Source organism: Microbispora sitophila (genome assembly GCF_014892245.1).
In the GTDB taxonomy this organism is placed as follows: domain Bacteria; phylum Actinomycetota; class Actinomycetes; order Streptosporangiales; family Streptosporangiaceae; genus Microbispora; species Microbispora siamensis.
Genome location: NZ_JADBGC010000009.1, coordinates 146,594 through 160,624, shown reverse-complemented (window position 1 = coordinate 160,624; position 14,031 = coordinate 146,594). Strand labels below are relative to the sequence as shown.

The window sequence follows — 14,031 nt, the reverse complement described above, 5'->3', positions numbered from 1 at the left end:
CTACAGCGAGTGGGCGGGGACGGGCTCTGCCGTGACCGGAAGGTCCGCGGCGCCGAGGGCGACCTGTGCCGGGCCGCGCCGTACGGCACGGGCGATGAGGGCGTAGTCGACGAGGGCGAGCAGCCCGAGCACGCCCGCGAAACCCGCGAAGGAGGCGGTGATGTCCGCCCGGGTCAGCCCAGGGGTCAGGGCATCGGCCACGGAGAGCTTGCCGTACACCAGCCAGGGCTGGCGGCCCATCTCGCGGACGATCCAGCCGGCGATCGCCGCGACGAACGGCAGCGGGGTCAGGATCATGAGGAGCGGGTGCAGCCAGCGCCAGCGGGCCAGCAGGTCGCGGATGAGCAGGGGCGCCAGCACGAACATCACGGCGAACTGGACGAGCTGCCCGATAAAGATCATCAGTCCGAGTGCGATGCCCGGGGCCGTCCCGTGGAACTTGTCCGGCTGGACGTCGCTGACCGGCCCGAACTGGGCGTAGCCGAACCCGACCGTGAGCAGCGACCCGATGAGGGCGGTCAGCACGCCGATGCGCAGGGAGCGGGTGAAGAACTCCCGCTCGGTGGTGCGCCGGAACAGGTGGTAGGCGCTCGCGCCCATCACGACGAACCCGCCGGTCCACAGCCCGGCGCTCAGCACGTGGGGGAGCGCGAAGACGAGGGTCGGGTTGGTGAACAGCGCGCCGAAGTCATGCAGTACGAGCCGCCCGCCCTCCTCGGCCGAGCCCGCCGGGTTCTGCAGGAAGGAGTTGGCGACCATGATGAACAGCGCCGAGGCGTACGCCGTCAACGTCACCAGCCAGATGCACGCCACGTGCAGCCCGCGTGGCAGCCGATGCCAGCCGAAGATCCACAGGCCCAGGAACGTGGACTCCAGGAAGAAAGCCAGCAGCGTCTCCATGGCCAGCGGCGCGCCGAACACGTCGCCCGCGTAGTGCGAAAGCCCGCTCCAGCTCAGCCCGAACTGGAACTCCATCACGAGCCCGGTGACGATGCCGAGCGCGTAGTTGATCACGTAGATCTGCCCCCAGAAGCGGGTCATCCGCTCGTGCAGGGGGTTCCCGCCGATGGCGTACCGGGTGTGCATGATCGCCACCAGCGGGGCCAGCCCGAGCGTGAGCACGACGAACAGGAAGTGGAGGCTTCCGGTCACGGCGAACTGCAGCCGGGCGAGGACGAGGATGTCCATTGATTTCTCCATGCGTAGGCTGTCTACATATAGACAGCCTACATATAGAGTGGGCGTGTGAAGAACCGGGATAGGCTGCGGGCGTGAACGCCGATGCGCTCCGGGGCCATATGGACGCCCTGCTGCTCTCCGTGCTGGAGCGCGAGCCGCTGCACGGCTACGCGATCATCGAGGCGCTGCGCGAGCGCAGCGGCGGCGCACTCGACGTGCCGACGGGCACGGTCTACCCTGCGCTGCGCAGGCTGGAGCGGGCCGGGCTGCTCGCCGGCGAGTGGGCCTCCGACGGAGGGCGAAAACGGCGGACCTACCGCCTCACCGACGCCGGGCGTAAGGCGCTGGCGGGGGAGCGGTCGGCCTGGCGGTCGTTCACGACCGCGATAGGGAGCGTTCTGGATCCGCTGCGCTGAGCGCGGAAGCCACCCTGGTGCAGCGCAGGCAGTGTGCCGCGCTGTACAGCTGCCACACGGAGAGCAGGTCGCTGACCAGGGCGACGGCCAGCCCGGGCAGGTAGTCGGTGAACCCATCAGGGCCGTGGGCGGCCGCGGCCAGCGTCAGGCCCATCGCCCCGACCAGCGGCGTCTGGATCCAGACGAACAACCCCAGCCAGCGGGTGAGCCGCGCCGGACGGCGGATGCGCCGCGCCCCCCGGCCGAACGCGAGCAGCGCGACGCCGCCTAGCACGCCCACGCTGAGCTGGAGCAGGTCCACCGTCCTGGCCAACGGCCCGAACCAGACCGGTTTGATCTCGTCGATATGCGGGCTCTCGGGGAAGACCCGCCAGATCACCGCCCACATGAACGCGATGAGCGGCACGCTGAGGAACAGCAGCACGGCCGTGCGGCGGCCCTGGCTCACCGTCAGCTCCCCCTGGAAGCCCGGCGCGACCTCGGGCACGGTCCCGAAGTCGGCGACCGCCAGCCGTTCGGCCTCGGCCCGGGGGAGACCCTCGCCCTCGTACGCCTCGGCCGCGTCGAGCAGGCTGTCGCGCGCCTCGGTCAGCAGGTCGCGCTTGGCGCCGCCCGGGCCCCGCAGCGCATGTCGCATCGACGCGACGTACTCGTCGATCGGACCCGCGTTCCCCATCGTCCCTCCCCGGTCTGCGGCAAGCGTACGGCCGGGGCACCCGGAGGCGCATCAGGGTGATCCCTGACCTGGGCCCAAGGTCCCCGTGTGGCCCGAGCCGGGGAGCGGGCAACGAGACGGTCAGTGGGCGCCTGCGGATCGGCAAAGGGGGGGAGCGGCACCGCTCCGGTTCGCAGATACCCTGTCCTCAGATGAGGCCCGGCCCCCAAAACATGGCCCTGTCCCTTCTGGGGTGCGAGGGACAGGGGATTTTTCTGGGTACAGGGATGCTCATGGGCGGTGTCTTCTGACCGTTTCGCCGCGGCAACACCCTGTTAACCCTGGTCGGCGAGACTGAGAGCGGAGAGCGAGGCGGAACGTGAACCAGCCGAAGATCGTGGTGGGCATCAACGGGTCGATGGCGTCGCAGGCCGCACTGCGGTGGGCCGCCGCCGAGGGTTCGCTGCGCGGCGCGCGGGTCGAGGCGGTGTACGCCTGGGAGTGGACGGGCGGGCTGCACGCCCACTACGCGCCCATCGCGAGCCGCACCTCACGCGAGGACGAGCACAGGACCGCTCTCGACGTCGCCGCCCAGGCCGTCGCCGAACTCGGCGAGCGCCACGTCGAGCCGGTTGTCGTCGAGGGGCCACCGGCCCAGGTCCTGCTGCGCGCGACCGACGGCGCGGACCTGCTGGTGCTGGGCGCGCACGAGGCCGAGTCCGAGCCGTACCCCGTGCTCAACCCGGTCGTCTCCGCCTGCCTGCTGCGGGCCAGGTGCCCGGTCGTCGTCGTGCTGCCCGGCATGGAGCACGACCGCCGTCCCGGAGTGCTCGCCGGCAGTCGGGCCTGATCCCACCAGGGGCCGGATGTCCTTCCGGTCTCGGGACTTTCCGCCCTGCCGGGCCGTGCGGCCCGGGCGGAGCATGAGGGCATGGAACCCAACAGCCCGGTCGGCGGCCCAGCCACCAGCCCGGGCATCGTCGTCGGCTACGACGGCTCCGACTTCGCCATGCAGGCGCTCGACTGGGCGATGGACGAGGCCGAGTTCCGGGACTCGCCCATCACCGTCTGCCACGCCTGGCAGTCGCCGTACGGCGCGGGCGAGGAGGAGGCGCGCAAGTCCCTCCACCACGCGGCCGAGCACGTGCTGTGGCACGGCGCCGAGTGCGCCCGGCAGTGCACGAGCGGCGTCCGCGTGCGGGAGGACCTGTTCGAGGGCCCGGCCTCCGACCGGCTCGTCGCGCTGTCGGAGACGGCCGACCTCGTCGTCGTGGGGTCGCGCGGCCTGAGCGGCGCGGCCCGCCGCGTGATGGGTTCGGTCGCGGGGCACGTCGCGACGCACGCGCTCTGCCCGGTGATCGTGGTCCGCGGCACGGGGCCGCTGCCGCATCGCAGGCACCCCGGCCCCATCGTCGTGGGCGTCGGCGGCGGCGACGACCACGTCCTCGCCTTCGCCTACCGCGAGGCCGCCCTGCGGACGCTGCCGCTGATCGCGGTGCACGCCTGGCGCTACCCGGCCGCCGCCTGGAGCGCGGGCATGGCGCCCATGGTGATGTCCGACGTCCCTGGCAGGGAGGCCATCGAGGCCCTGGAATCCGCCCTGAAGCCCTGGCGCGCGCGATACCCGGACGTGCACACCCTGCTTCAGCCCGTCGAGGGGCCCGTGCTCGACGTGCTGGCCGACACCTCACCCGGCGCGACCATGCTGGTCGTCGGCGCGACCCGCGCCAGGGGGATGCTCGGCAGGCTCGGGTCGGTCACCCGGCCGCTGATCGACGCGGTCACCTGTCCGGTGGCAGTCGTCCATTGCTGACCGGGGGACCCGCATGGGACCGATCCATCCCGAATCACGACGCGCAAGGGCAGCACACCTACGGATACGACGTCAGGCAATCGGCAAATCCATACAAGTTTGTGTTAAAGACACTTATTGGTCCTGGTGTCGCGGTGGTCTACCCCTAAAGTCCGGGACATGCGTGCTCTATCCCGGGCCTTTCCCGATGACCACCCCGGTGGCCGCGACACGAGACGCGGCGCTCGCGCGGTCGCCGCGCTCGCGGCCGCCGGTCTCCTGACCGCCGGAGTCACGGTCGCGTCGCCGGCGTCCGCCTCTGCCGAGCCGGGCACCGTGGTGATCAGCCAGGTGTACGGAGGCGGCGGCAACTCCGGCGCCCCCTACACCAACGACTACGTCGAACTCTTCAACCGCGGCACCGCCGCGATCTCGCTGGACGGCTGGTCCCTCCAGTACACCAGTGCCACCGGGACCGGCCAGTTCGGCTCCCAGAAGCAGAACCTGTCGGGCTCGCTCGCCCCTGGCCAATATCACCTCGTCCAGCTTTCCGCCGGATCGACGCCGAGCGGTACGCTGCCGTCCGCCGACACCGTCGGCACCCTCAGCCTGAGCGCCACGGCGGGCAAGGTCGCCCTGGTCCGCTCCACCGAGGGCCTGGCCTGCAACGGCGGCTCCTCGCCCTGCACACCCGAGCAGACCGCGCAGATCGCCGACCTCGTCGGGTACGGCACGGCCAACTACTTCGAGGGTTCGGCGGCGGCCCCGGGCCTGAGCAACTCCACCGCCGCGGTGCGCGCCGGCGGCGGTTGCGCGGACACCGACGACAACGCGGCCGACTTCGCCGCGGGCACTCCCGCGCCGCGCAACACCGCGACGCCCCCGGCTCCCTGCGGCGCCGCCTCGCCGTCGCCGTCCGCCTCGCCGTCCGCGTCGCCCTCGGTGTCGCCCTCGGTGTCGCCCTCCGCCTCGCCGACACCGTCGCCCACCCCCAGCACGGACCCGTGCGACGTGCCGGCGAACCGGCAGATCGCCGAGGTCCAGGGCAGCGGCGCCGCCTCCCCGCTCGCGGGGCAGACCGTCCGGGTCGAGGGAATCGTGACCGGCGACTTCCAGCAGACCGGCCAGCAGAGCGGGTTCTACTTCCAGGACCCGACGCCCGACGCCGACCCGGCCACCTCCGACGGCCTGTTCGCGTTCGCCCGGGCGTCGTTCAAGGACGTCAAGGTCGGTGACCGGGTGCTCGTCACCGGCCGGGTCACCGAGTTCAACGGGCTCACCGAGCTGTCCCCGGTCACGGCCGTGGACGTCTGCGGCACCGGGACGATCACGCCGAAGGTCTACGACCTGCCGCGGGCCGACGGCGCCACCTTCGAGCCGTACGAGAACGTGCTCGTGACCTTCCCCGAGCCGCTGACCGTGACCGACCACTACAACCTCGGCCGGTTCGGCGAGGTGACGGTCGCCGCCGGCGGCCGGCTGTTCCAGCCGACCGACCGTGAGGGCGTGAGCCCCGCGCTGGACGCCCGCAGGTCGCTGCTGATCGACGACGGCTCGAACACCGAGAACCCGGCGACGATCCCCTACACGACGCCGCAGGTCGTCCGGCTGGGCGACACCGCCGTGGGCGTCACCGGCGTGCTGAGTTACGGCTTCGGGGCCTACCGGCTGGAGCCGACCAAGCAGATCGCCTTCCTGCGGACCAACCCCCGGCTGCCGGCGCCTCTGCCGGTCGGCGGGAACGTCCGCGTCGCGAGCCTCAACACGCTCAACTGGTTCACGACGCTCGACTCGCGCGGCGCCGACACCGCGGAGGAGCAGCAGCGGCAGCTCAAGAAGATCGTCGCCACGCTCAAGGGCCTCGACGCCGACGTCGTCGGGCTCATGGAGGTCGAGAACAACGGCCAGACCGCCGTCGACGCGCTGGTCGACGCCCTGAACGCCGAGGTGGGCGCGGGCACGTACGCCGCCCTGACCCACCCCTACCCGGGCACCGACGCCATCCACGTCGCCGCGATCTACAAGCCGGCGAAGCTGACCCTCGTCGGGGAGACGCGGTCCTCGACCGACCCCGTGTTCCGGCGGCCGCCGCTGATCCAGACCTTCCGCCGGGTGGGCGGTGGCCAGCCGTTCACGCTGCTCGTCAACCATTTCAAGTCGAAGGGCTGTGACGAGGAGGCCACCGGGGGCGACACCGACCAGGGCGACGGGCAGAGCTGCTACAACGCCGAGCGCGTACGGCAGGCCAAGGCCGTGCTGGGCCTCATCGACTCGATGGACCTGCCGAACCCGCTGGTGATCGGCGACCTCAACGCGTACGGCGAGGAGGACCCGATCCACACCCTGGAGACGGGCGGCCTGACCAGCCTGTCCAAGCGGTTCGTCCCCGCGGCGCAGCGCTACAGCTACCTGTTCAACGGGCTGTCGGGCGAGCTCGACCACGCGATGGCCGGCAAGCAGCTCGTCAAGCGGGTGACCGGGGCGACCATCTGGCACGTCAACGCCGACGAGCCGCGCATCCTGGACTACAACCTGGAGTTCAACCCGCCGAGCCTGTACCGGCCCGACGCGTTCCGCTCCTCCGACCACGACCCGCTGCTGATCGGGCTGAACCTGCCCGGCGGCAAGGGCTGACGACCCATACGCGGAGGGGCCCCCGGCGACGGGGGCCCCTATCGCCGGTCAGGCGTTGGGATCGACGAAGTCCCGCTTGGTCTCCGGCGGCTCGCCCGGCTTGCCGCCCAGACGCGGGTAGCGCAGGTCGAAGGCGGGCCGCTCGGAGCGGATCGGCGGGATCGACACGAAGTTGTGGCGCGGCGGCGGGCAGGACGTCGCCCACTCCAGCGAGTTGGAGTGCCCCCACGGGTCGCTGACCGTCACCTTCTCCCCGTGCCGTACGGTCCACCAGATGTTGTAGAGGAACGGCAGGGTGGACAGCCCGAGCAGGAACGCGCCGATGCTCGACACCTGGTGCATCCAGGTGAAGCCGTCGCTGGCCGCGTAGTCGCCGTACCGCCGCGGCATGCCCTGCGCGCCGAGCCAGTGCTGGATGAGGAACGTCATGTGGAAGCCGATGAACAGCATCCAGAAGTGGATCTTCCCGAGCGGCTCGTTCAGCATCCGGCCGGTCAGCTTCGGCCACCAGAAGTAGAAGCCGGAGAACATGGCGAAGACCACCGTGCCGAACACCACGTAGTGGAAGTGGGCGACCACGAAATAGGTGTCGGTCACGTGGAAGTCCAGCGGCGGCGACGCCAGGATCACCCCGGTCAGCCCGCCGAGCAGGAACGTCACGAGGAAGCCCACGGCCCACAGCATCGGCGTCTCGAACGTGAGATGGCCCCGCCACATCGTGCCGGTCCAGTTGAAGAACTTCACCCCCGTGGGCACGGCGATCAGGAACGTCATCAGCGAGAAGAACGGCAGCAGCACGTTCCCGGTGGCGAACATGTGGTGCGCCCACACGGTGACCGACAGCGCGGTGATCGCGATCGTCGCGCCGACCATCCCGACGTACCCGAACAGCGGCTTGCGGCTGAAGACCGGGATCACCTCGGTGACGATGCCGAAGAACGGCAGCGCGATGATGTAGACCTCCGGATGGCCGAAGAACCAGAACAGGTGCTGCCACAGAAGCGGGCCGCCGGTCTGCGGGTCGTAGATGTGCGCGCCGACCTTCCGGTCGAGTTCCAGCGCCAGCAGCGCGGCCGCGAGCACCGGGAAGGCCAGCAGCACGAGGATCGAGGTGAAGAAGACGTTCCACGTGAAGATCGGCATCCGGAACATCGTCATGCCCGGGGCGCGCATGCACATGATCGTCGTGATGAAGTTGACCGAGCCGAGGATCGTCCCGACGCCGGACAGCGCCAGGCCCATCACCCACAGATCCCCGCCGAGCTGCGGGGTGAAATCCGCGCGCGCCAGCGGTGTGTAGGCCGTCCAGCCGAACGTCGGCGCCCCACCGGACAGCATCGATCCGAGGACCATCAGGCCGCCGAAGAGGAACAGCCAGTAGCTCGCCATGTTCAGCCTCGGGAACGCCACGTCCGGAGCGCCGATCTGCAGCGGCATGATCGCGTTGGCGAATCCGGCGAACAACGGCGTCGCGAAGAACAGCAGCATGATGGTGCCGTGCAGCGTGAACAGCTGGTTGTACTGCTGCAACGTGACGAACTGCATGCCCGGCTCGAAGAGCTCAGCCCGGATGACCATCGCCTGCAGGCCGCCGACCAGGAAGAAGAAGAAGGTGGTGATCAGGTAGAGATTGCCGATCACCTTGTGGTCCGTGCTCGACAGCCATGAGGCGATCCGGGCGCCTGTGCCCTTCTGGGCCGTCAAGTCGGTCGGCCGTACGGCATGAGTCGTCATCCGGGGCTCCTTCTAGGTCAAGGAGGTCTCCTGCCCAATCACACGAGGCTCATCGCGAAATGGAATGCTGGGATTGTCCGGCTGGTTATGCCCGCTGAAGACCGAGCGAAAGGAGTCGCCCATGGCGACCATCGAGGTAACCGAGAAGAACTTCAACGACATCGCCGACAACGGCATCGTACTGCTCGATTTCTGGGCATCCTGGTGCGGCCCCTGCCGGTCCTTCGCGCCGATCTTCGAGAAGGCGTCCGAGGAGCACAAGGACATCACCTTCGGCAAGATCGACACCGAGGCGCAGCCGGCCCTGTCGGAGGGCTTCGAGATCACCGCGATTCCGACGATCATGGCGATCCGCGACGGCATCGTGGTGTTCGCCCAGCCGGGCGCCCTTCCCGCGCCGGCGCTCGAGGACCTGATCCGGCAGTTGCGCGCGCTCGACATGGACGCCATCCGCGCCCAGATCGAGGCGGAGGCCAAGAACTCCTGAGGCCCCGGGCCGCGCCCGGAAACGGAAACCGCCGTCACCCCGTCCGAGTGATCGGAGGGCGACGGCGGATTCAGACGCCTTCAGACGGCCCAATCAGACAGCCCGATCGGGCGATGCAGATCAGCTCGACCGGTACAGCTCCGCGACGCGGAAGGCGAGGTCGAGCGACTGACCGCGGTTGAGGCGGGGGTCGCACGCGGTCTCGTACCGCAGCGCCAGGTCCTCCTCCACGATCGCGTGCCCGCCGCCCACGCACTCGGTCACGTCGTCGCCGGTGAACTCGATGTGGATGCCCCCGGGGTGGGTCCCGAGCGCGTGGTGCACCTCGAAGAAGCCCGCGACCTCGTCCAGCACGTCGTCGAGGCGGCGGGTCTTGTGGCCGCTCGGCGCCTCGAAGGTGTTGCCGTGCATCGGGTCGCACACCCAGGCCACGGTGGCGCCGCTCGCGTTGACCTTGTCCACCAGCGTCGGCAGCGCGTCGCGGACCTTGCCCGCACCCATCCGCGTGATGAAGGTGAGCCGCCCGGGCTCGTTGTCCGGGTTGAGCTTGTCGATCAGCGCGATGGCCTCTTCGGGCGTGGTCGTCGGGCCGAGCTTCACGCCGATCGGGTTGCGGATGCGGCTGAAGAACTCGACGTGCGCTCCGTCGAGTTGCCGGGTGCGCTCGCCGATCCACACCATGTGCGCCGACACGTCGTACGGCAGGCCCGTGCGCGAGTCGATCCGGGTGAGCGCCCGGTCGTAGTCGAGGATCAGGGCCTCGTGGGAGGAGTAGAACTCCACGGTGTGGAACTCCTCGGGCTCGGCGCCGCAGGCCCGCATGAACGAGAGCGCCTGGTCGATCTCCCGCGCGAGCTGCTCGTAGCGCCGGCCCGCCGGGGACTCCGCGACGAAATCCTGGTTCCACGCGTGGACCTGACGCAGGTCGGCGTAGCCGCCCTTGGTGAAGGCCCGCGTGAGGTTCAGCGTGACCGCCGCCGAGTGGTAGGCGCGCAGCAGCCGGTTCGGGTCGGGGCGGCGGGACTCGGCGGTGAAGTCGAAGCCATTGACCATGTCGCCCCGGTAGGCCGGAAGCTCGACGCCGTCGCGGGTCTCCATGGGCTTGGACCGCGGCTTGGCGAACTGCCCGGCGAGCCTGCCGATCTTCACCACCGGGACACGGCCGGCGTAGGTCAGCACGATCGCCATCTGCAGCAGCGTCTTGAGCTTGTTGCGCACGTTCTCGGCCGTCGCGCCCGCGAAGGTCTCGGCGCAGTCGCCGCCCTGCAGGACGAACGCCTCCCCGCGCGCCACGGCGGCCATGCTGTCCTTGAGCTGGTCGCACTCGCCGGCGAAGACCAGCGGGGGCAGGGACGCCAGCTCCGCGACGACCTTGTCCAGCTCGCCGCGGTCGGGCCAGTCCGGCTGCTGGGCCGCGGGCAGATCACGCCAGGTGTCCAGGGCGCTCGAGGTGTCCAGGGCACTCAAGGTGTCGGGGTTCGTTGCGCTCACGGGAACCAAGGTTATTGCACCACGTCCCGTGTGGGCCCCTTCCTGTCCATTTGCTGAGATCTTTTTTCTCGCGGCGGAAGACGTACGTGCTCGGGCAGCACGCCGAGCCCGATGAACCGGGGCAGCAGCGAGCGCACCACCGGCACGCGGGTGAGGTCGGGGATCGGCGCCACGGGACCGGCGAGCGCGGGCCGGATGAGGCGTTCCTGCACCACCCGCTGCGCGGTCTGCACGACGACCGTGGGCACCTTCCTGCGGCGCTCCACCCTGGCGAGCAGCGCGGCGGGGGCCCGGCCGCGCAGCAGGGCCGGCCCGACGATGTTGGCGGCCGCGACCGCGTCCTGCACCGCGAGGTTGATCCCGACGCCGAAGACCGGCGACATCGCGTGGGCCGCGTCGCCGATCAGCAGCAGCCCGGGCAGGTGCCAGCGCGTGAGCCGGTTCAGCTCGACGCTCAGCACGCCGACCTCGTCGAAGCCGTGCAGCCCGGAGGTCTTGCCGCCGAGGAAGGGCAGCAGCCGCTCCACCTCGCTGCGCAGCCCGTCGATGCCCTTCGCCTCGAGCGCGGCGAAGCCGCCCTTCGGGATGACGTAGGCGAGCTGCCAGTACGTCTCCCTGTTGATGGCGACCATGAGCCGTCCGGCCGACGCCCGCAGGAACGGCTGCTCGGGGTCGTCCTGCGCCCGCGGCATGCGGAACCAGACGACGTCCATGGGCGCGCCGAACCGTCTCGGCGCCAGGCCTGCCGCCCGCCGTACGTCGGAGTGCCGGCCGTCGGCGGCGACCGTGAGCACGGCCCGTATCTCGTGCTCCTCGCCCCGCTCGTCGCAGTAGCGCACCCCGCGGACCGCGCCGTCGTGCCGTACGAGATCGACGACCTTGGCGTTCATCAGGAGGTGGAAGTTGGGATACGCGGCCGCCTCGCGGGTGAGCAGGTCGAGGAAGTCCCACTGCGGGACGAAGGCGATGTACTGGTACTTCCCCGGCAGGCGCCGCAGGTCGGCGACGGGCACCTGGCCGTCGTCGGTCCGCATGGACATCTCGTACGCCTTGCGGTGCGGCAGCCGGTGGAACGCCTCGGCCAGGCCGATCTCGTCCAGGACCTGGAGGGTCGAGGGATGGATGGTGTCACCGCGGAAGTCACGCAGGAAGTCCGCGTGCTTCTCCAGCAGTGTGACGTCGACGCCCGCGCGGGCCAGAAGCAGCGCGAGCATGGCCCCCGCGGGCCCGCCGCCCGCGATCACGCATGTCGTCTCCATAATTCATCACCCGCTGAAATTATCTCACGCGGGGAACCGGCCCGCCAGATGTGGGCCTACCGGAGTGCGTGCGGGACCGCTATTTTGTGATCAATGGAGTCGGCCTTCGGGAGTGCGCTGTGAGTGCTCGTGTCAGTCACCTGCCCCGCGTCGCGGCCGGGGCGATGGTCCTGTCCCTGGTGGCGTCGCTGACCGTCGGAGCGCCCGCGGCCCTCGCCGCGACCGGCGACTCCGAGCCGCACACCGGCAACGGGTGCGGCTCGCAGTCCCTCACGCTGGAGGCGTGACTCCCGTCCTCCGCGCCGGTCCCGGACGCTCAGACGCGGGCGTGGGGGGCGGGCTGACGCTGCCCGCCCTCCCGATGTCCCGCGCGCAGCATGTCCAGGCAGGCGACCAGTGACCGCGTGGTGATGTCCCTGGTGGGGGCGTAGGACTCCTCCGGATACTGCCTCGGGCCGTCCTCCACCAGCATGATCAGGTAGAGGTAGACCCGGTAGAGGGCGATCCGGACGCGGGCGGCGCGGTCCAGCGTCAGCGGGCCGCCCTCCTGCCGGTAGCCCGCGATCATGGGATCGTCCTCACGCAACTCCCCGAAGATGGTGGGGGTGACGAAGTCGGCCAGCGGATCGCCCCAGAACGCCCTCTCGTGGTCGATGAGCGCCTGGACGCGCTTGTCGCCGTCCAGGAACACGTTGCCCGGCCACATGTCGAAGTGCACCAGCGACGGGGCGGTGACCTGGTCGAGGACGTGCACGTTCATGTGGACGAGCCCGACGATCTCCACGATCGTCGCGGGGAGCGGGGTGTTGTAGTAGACCGCGTCGTCGAGCAGCGCGCCGATCATGACGAGGAACGCCTCCCGCCAGGTCCGGCCGGTCAGCCCCGCGTACGGGTAGCCGAAGACGCCGGTGCCCGGGATGGCGTGCAGGCGGGCGAGGTGGCGGCCCAGTTCGAACCGGAGCGCGCTCTCCTCCGCGGGGCTGAGTGACGTCCGGTTCCACGGCGCCCCGTCGAGCGCGGACAGGATGAGGTAGTCGCCGCCCAGCAGCGGGTCGTCGAACGACGCCTTGAGCAGGTCGGGCATCGGCAGCCCCACGGGCTGGGCGAGGTGGTAGACCATCGCCTCGGTGCGCAGCAGGTGCCGCTCGTAGGCCAGCAACCGCAGGTCGGGCGGCGGCCCGAGCTTGAGCACCACCTCACGTCCGTCGTCGAGACCGAGCCGCCAGACGGCGTTGGCGAAGCCGTCGGTGAGCTCCTCCGACGAGGTCACTCCGCAGCCCAGCGCGTCGCGGGTGATCTCGTCGAGCTGTGCGGGGGACAACCGCCTTTTCGTCCTGCTGTCCATTCAGCCTTCCAATGACGGAGTGGTGACCGCGATGGTCCACGTGGCCTCGTGCTTGTCCCCCGGCTGCAAAACAATCAGATCCGTGCCCGAGTTGAACGCGTCGGGCGGGCAGGTCATCGGCTCCACGGCCAGCCCCCGGTGGCCGAGCCCCGTGCCGGTGCAGATCTGGACCCACGGCATCACCGCCGGGTCCCAGGTGAGCTCCACTCCGCCCTCGGGCCCGAGCACCCGCACGCGCCCCTCCGTCACGCCCGTGAAGGCGTGGTCGACGGCGGTGTCCCCGATCACTCGCGGCGTCCTGAAGTCGTACGGCGTTCCCGCGACCTCCACCAGGTCGGTGGGGGCGAGCAGGTCGTCGGTGAGCAGCACCCGCCCGGCCGGCAGGTCGAGCTCGTAGGCGGTGACGTCGGGCCCGGCCAGCAGCCACGGGTGCGGCCCGCAGCCGTACGGCGCCGCCGTCTCGCCCACGTTCTGCGCCGTCAGCGTGGTCGACAGGCCCTCCTCGGACACCGAGTGCCGCACCTCCAGGGCGATCCTGTGCGGGTAGCCCTCGATGGGCTCCACGACGTGCGTCAGCCGTACGTGGCCGTGGTGGTCCTCGACCGACAGCAGCTCCGCGCACTTCCAGTCGAGCTCGGCGACGAGGCCGTGCAGGGCGTGGCCGCGGTCGGGCTCGTTCACCGGCAGGTTGCGGCGCTGCCCCTCGAAGACGTACGTGCCGCCGACCACGCGGTTCGGCCACGGAGCCAGGATGGTGCCGCTGTAGTAGGGGACCGGCCCGCCTTCCGGCCAGCTCGTCACCAGATCGCGGCCCTCATGGAGCAGCGCCCGGAGCGCGCCGCCCCGCTCGCTGATCGTGGCCTGGTATCCGCCGCCGGCAATCGTGTAATCGGGCACGGGGGAGTCCTCTCGCTGACGCGACGTCAAGAAGCGGGTCATCTGACGGTATGCAGGGACTTTATCCCAGCTCATCGCCCTTGATCCAAGCGGGGTGGGAGAGTGGTGGGAGCGCTCCCATAGCGGGTAAAGCTAAGTCTTT

General features: G+C 70.3%; 13 protein-coding genes. 6 read left to right on the top strand and 7 right to left on the bottom strand.

Going from position 1 to position 14,031, the window contains the following annotated elements; translation table 11 throughout:
* Positions 1–1,188, bottom strand: coding sequence for a cytochrome ubiquinol oxidase subunit I (locus IL992_RS18305; RefSeq protein WP_193204569.1), 1,188 nt, complete (start codon positions 1,186–1,188; stop codon positions 1–3).
* A gap of 83 nt (positions 1,189–1,271) precedes the next feature.
* Here IL992_RS18305 and IL992_RS18300 point away from each other — a divergent pair, with 83 nt between their 5' ends.
* Complete coding sequence (locus IL992_RS18300) at positions 1,272–1,595, top strand: helix-turn-helix transcriptional regulator (RefSeq protein ID WP_076436494.1); 324 nt, start codon at positions 1,272–1,274, stop codon at positions 1,593–1,595.
* Here IL992_RS18300 and IL992_RS18295 read toward each other — a convergent pair.
* Positions 1,555–2,271: a permease prefix domain 1-containing protein gene (locus IL992_RS18295; protein ID WP_193204568.1), complete on the bottom strand. Its 717-nt coding sequence runs from the start codon at positions 2,269–2,271 to the stop codon at positions 1,555–1,557. The two genes, IL992_RS18300 and IL992_RS18295, sit on opposite strands and share 41 nt — an antisense overlap.
* A 358-nt stretch (positions 2,272–2,629) precedes the next feature.
* Here IL992_RS18295 and IL992_RS18290 point away from each other — a divergent pair, with 358 nt between their 5' ends.
* The 3 genes from IL992_RS18290 to IL992_RS18280 all read left to right on the top strand — a co-directional run bounded on the left by IL992_RS18290 (position 2,630) and on the right by IL992_RS18280 (position 6,676).
* The gene (locus IL992_RS18290; RefSeq protein WP_079314503.1) at positions 2,630–3,100 is read left to right on the top strand and encodes a universal stress protein; all 471 of its coding nucleotides are present in this window, start codon (positions 2,630–2,632) and stop codon (positions 3,098–3,100) included.
* An 81-nt stretch (positions 3,101–3,181) separates the two neighbouring features.
* On the top strand, positions 3,182–4,063 hold the full coding sequence (locus IL992_RS18285) for a universal stress protein (protein ID WP_193204567.1): 882 nt from the start codon (positions 3,182–3,184) through the stop codon (positions 4,061–4,063).
* A gap of 159 nt (positions 4,064–4,222) precedes the next feature.
* Positions 4,223–6,676: an ExeM/NucH family extracellular endonuclease gene (locus tag IL992_RS18280; RefSeq protein ID WP_193204566.1), complete on the top strand. Its 2,454-nt coding sequence runs from the start codon at positions 4,223–4,225 to the stop codon at positions 6,674–6,676.
* A gap of 48 nt (positions 6,677–6,724) precedes the next feature.
* Here IL992_RS18280 and ctaD read toward each other — a convergent pair whose 3' ends face one another.
* Positions 6,725–8,410, bottom strand: a complete 1,686-nt coding sequence (ctaD, locus tag IL992_RS18275) for an aa3-type cytochrome oxidase subunit I (protein WP_193204565.1) — start codon at positions 8,408–8,410, stop codon at positions 6,725–6,727.
* 121 nt (positions 8,411–8,531) lie between these two features.
* Between ctaD and IL992_RS18270 the strand changes: the two genes are divergently transcribed.
* The gene (locus tag IL992_RS18270; RefSeq protein ID WP_193204564.1) at positions 8,532–8,897 is read left to right on the top strand and encodes a thioredoxin family protein; all 366 of its coding nucleotides are present in this window, start codon (positions 8,532–8,534) and stop codon (positions 8,895–8,897) included.
* 120 nt (positions 8,898–9,017) lie between these two features.
* Here IL992_RS18270 and IL992_RS18265 read toward each other — a convergent pair whose 3' ends face one another.
* A complete protein-coding gene (locus tag IL992_RS18265; RefSeq protein WP_193204563.1) occupies positions 9,018–10,388 on the bottom strand; it encodes a class II 3-deoxy-7-phosphoheptulonate synthase in 1,371 nt (456 codons plus the stop codon).
* Between the two features lie 11 nt (positions 10,389–10,399).
* On the bottom strand, positions 10,400–11,647 hold the full coding sequence (locus tag IL992_RS18260; protein ID WP_193204562.1) for an FAD-dependent oxidoreductase: 1,248 nt from the start codon (positions 11,645–11,647) through the stop codon (positions 10,400–10,402).
* Positions 11,648–11,766: 119 nt separating this feature from the next.
* Between IL992_RS18260 and IL992_RS18255 the strand changes: the two genes are divergently transcribed.
* Positions 11,767–11,934: a hypothetical protein gene (locus IL992_RS18255; protein ID WP_161627906.1), complete on the top strand. Its 168-nt coding sequence runs from the start codon at positions 11,767–11,769 to the stop codon at positions 11,932–11,934.
* Positions 11,935–11,963: 29 nt separating this feature from the next.
* Here IL992_RS18255 and IL992_RS18250 read toward each other — a convergent pair whose 3' ends face one another.
* Together IL992_RS18250 and IL992_RS18245 are read right to left on the bottom strand one after the other, a co-directional pair.
* Positions 11,964–12,992 carry a phosphotransferase family protein gene (locus IL992_RS18250; RefSeq protein ID WP_193204561.1) on the bottom strand — a complete coding sequence of 343 codons (1,029 nt, stop codon included), beginning with the start codon at positions 12,990–12,992 and terminating at the stop codon, positions 11,964–11,966.
* Positions 12,993–13,889, bottom strand: coding sequence for an aldose 1-epimerase family protein (locus tag IL992_RS18245; protein ID WP_319018638.1), 897 nt, complete (start codon positions 13,887–13,889; stop codon positions 12,993–12,995).
* Positions 13,890–14,031: the final 142 nt, after the last annotated feature.

Coding starts and splice junctions, on each gene's coding strand:
- IL992_RS18305 (WP_193204569.1), bottom strand. CDS start 1,188: ATGGACATCCTCGTCCTCGCCCGGCTGCAGTTCGCCGTGACCGGAAGC.
- IL992_RS18260 (WP_193204562.1), bottom strand. CDS start 11,647: ATGGAGACGACATGCGTGATCGCGGGCGGCGGGCCCGCGGGGGCCATG.
- IL992_RS18250 (WP_193204561.1), bottom strand. CDS start 12,992: ATGGACAGCAGGACGAAAAGGCGGTTGTCCCCCGCACAGCTCGACGAG.
- IL992_RS18285 (WP_193204567.1), top strand. CDS start 3,182: ATGGAACCCAACAGCCCGGTCGGCGGCCCAGCCACCAGCCCGGGCATC.
- IL992_RS18270 (WP_193204564.1), top strand. CDS start 8,532: ATGGCGACCATCGAGGTAACCGAGAAGAACTTCAACGACATCGCCGAC.
- IL992_RS18280 (WP_193204566.1), top strand. CDS start 4,223: ATGCGTGCTCTATCCCGGGCCTTTCCCGATGACCACCCCGGTGGCCGC.
- ctaD (WP_193204565.1), bottom strand. CDS start 8,410: ATGACGACTCATGCCGTACGGCCGACCGACTTGACGGCCCAGAAGGGC.
- IL992_RS18295 (WP_193204568.1), bottom strand. CDS start 2,271: ATGGGGAACGCGGGTCCGATCGACGAGTACGTCGCGTCGATGCGACAT.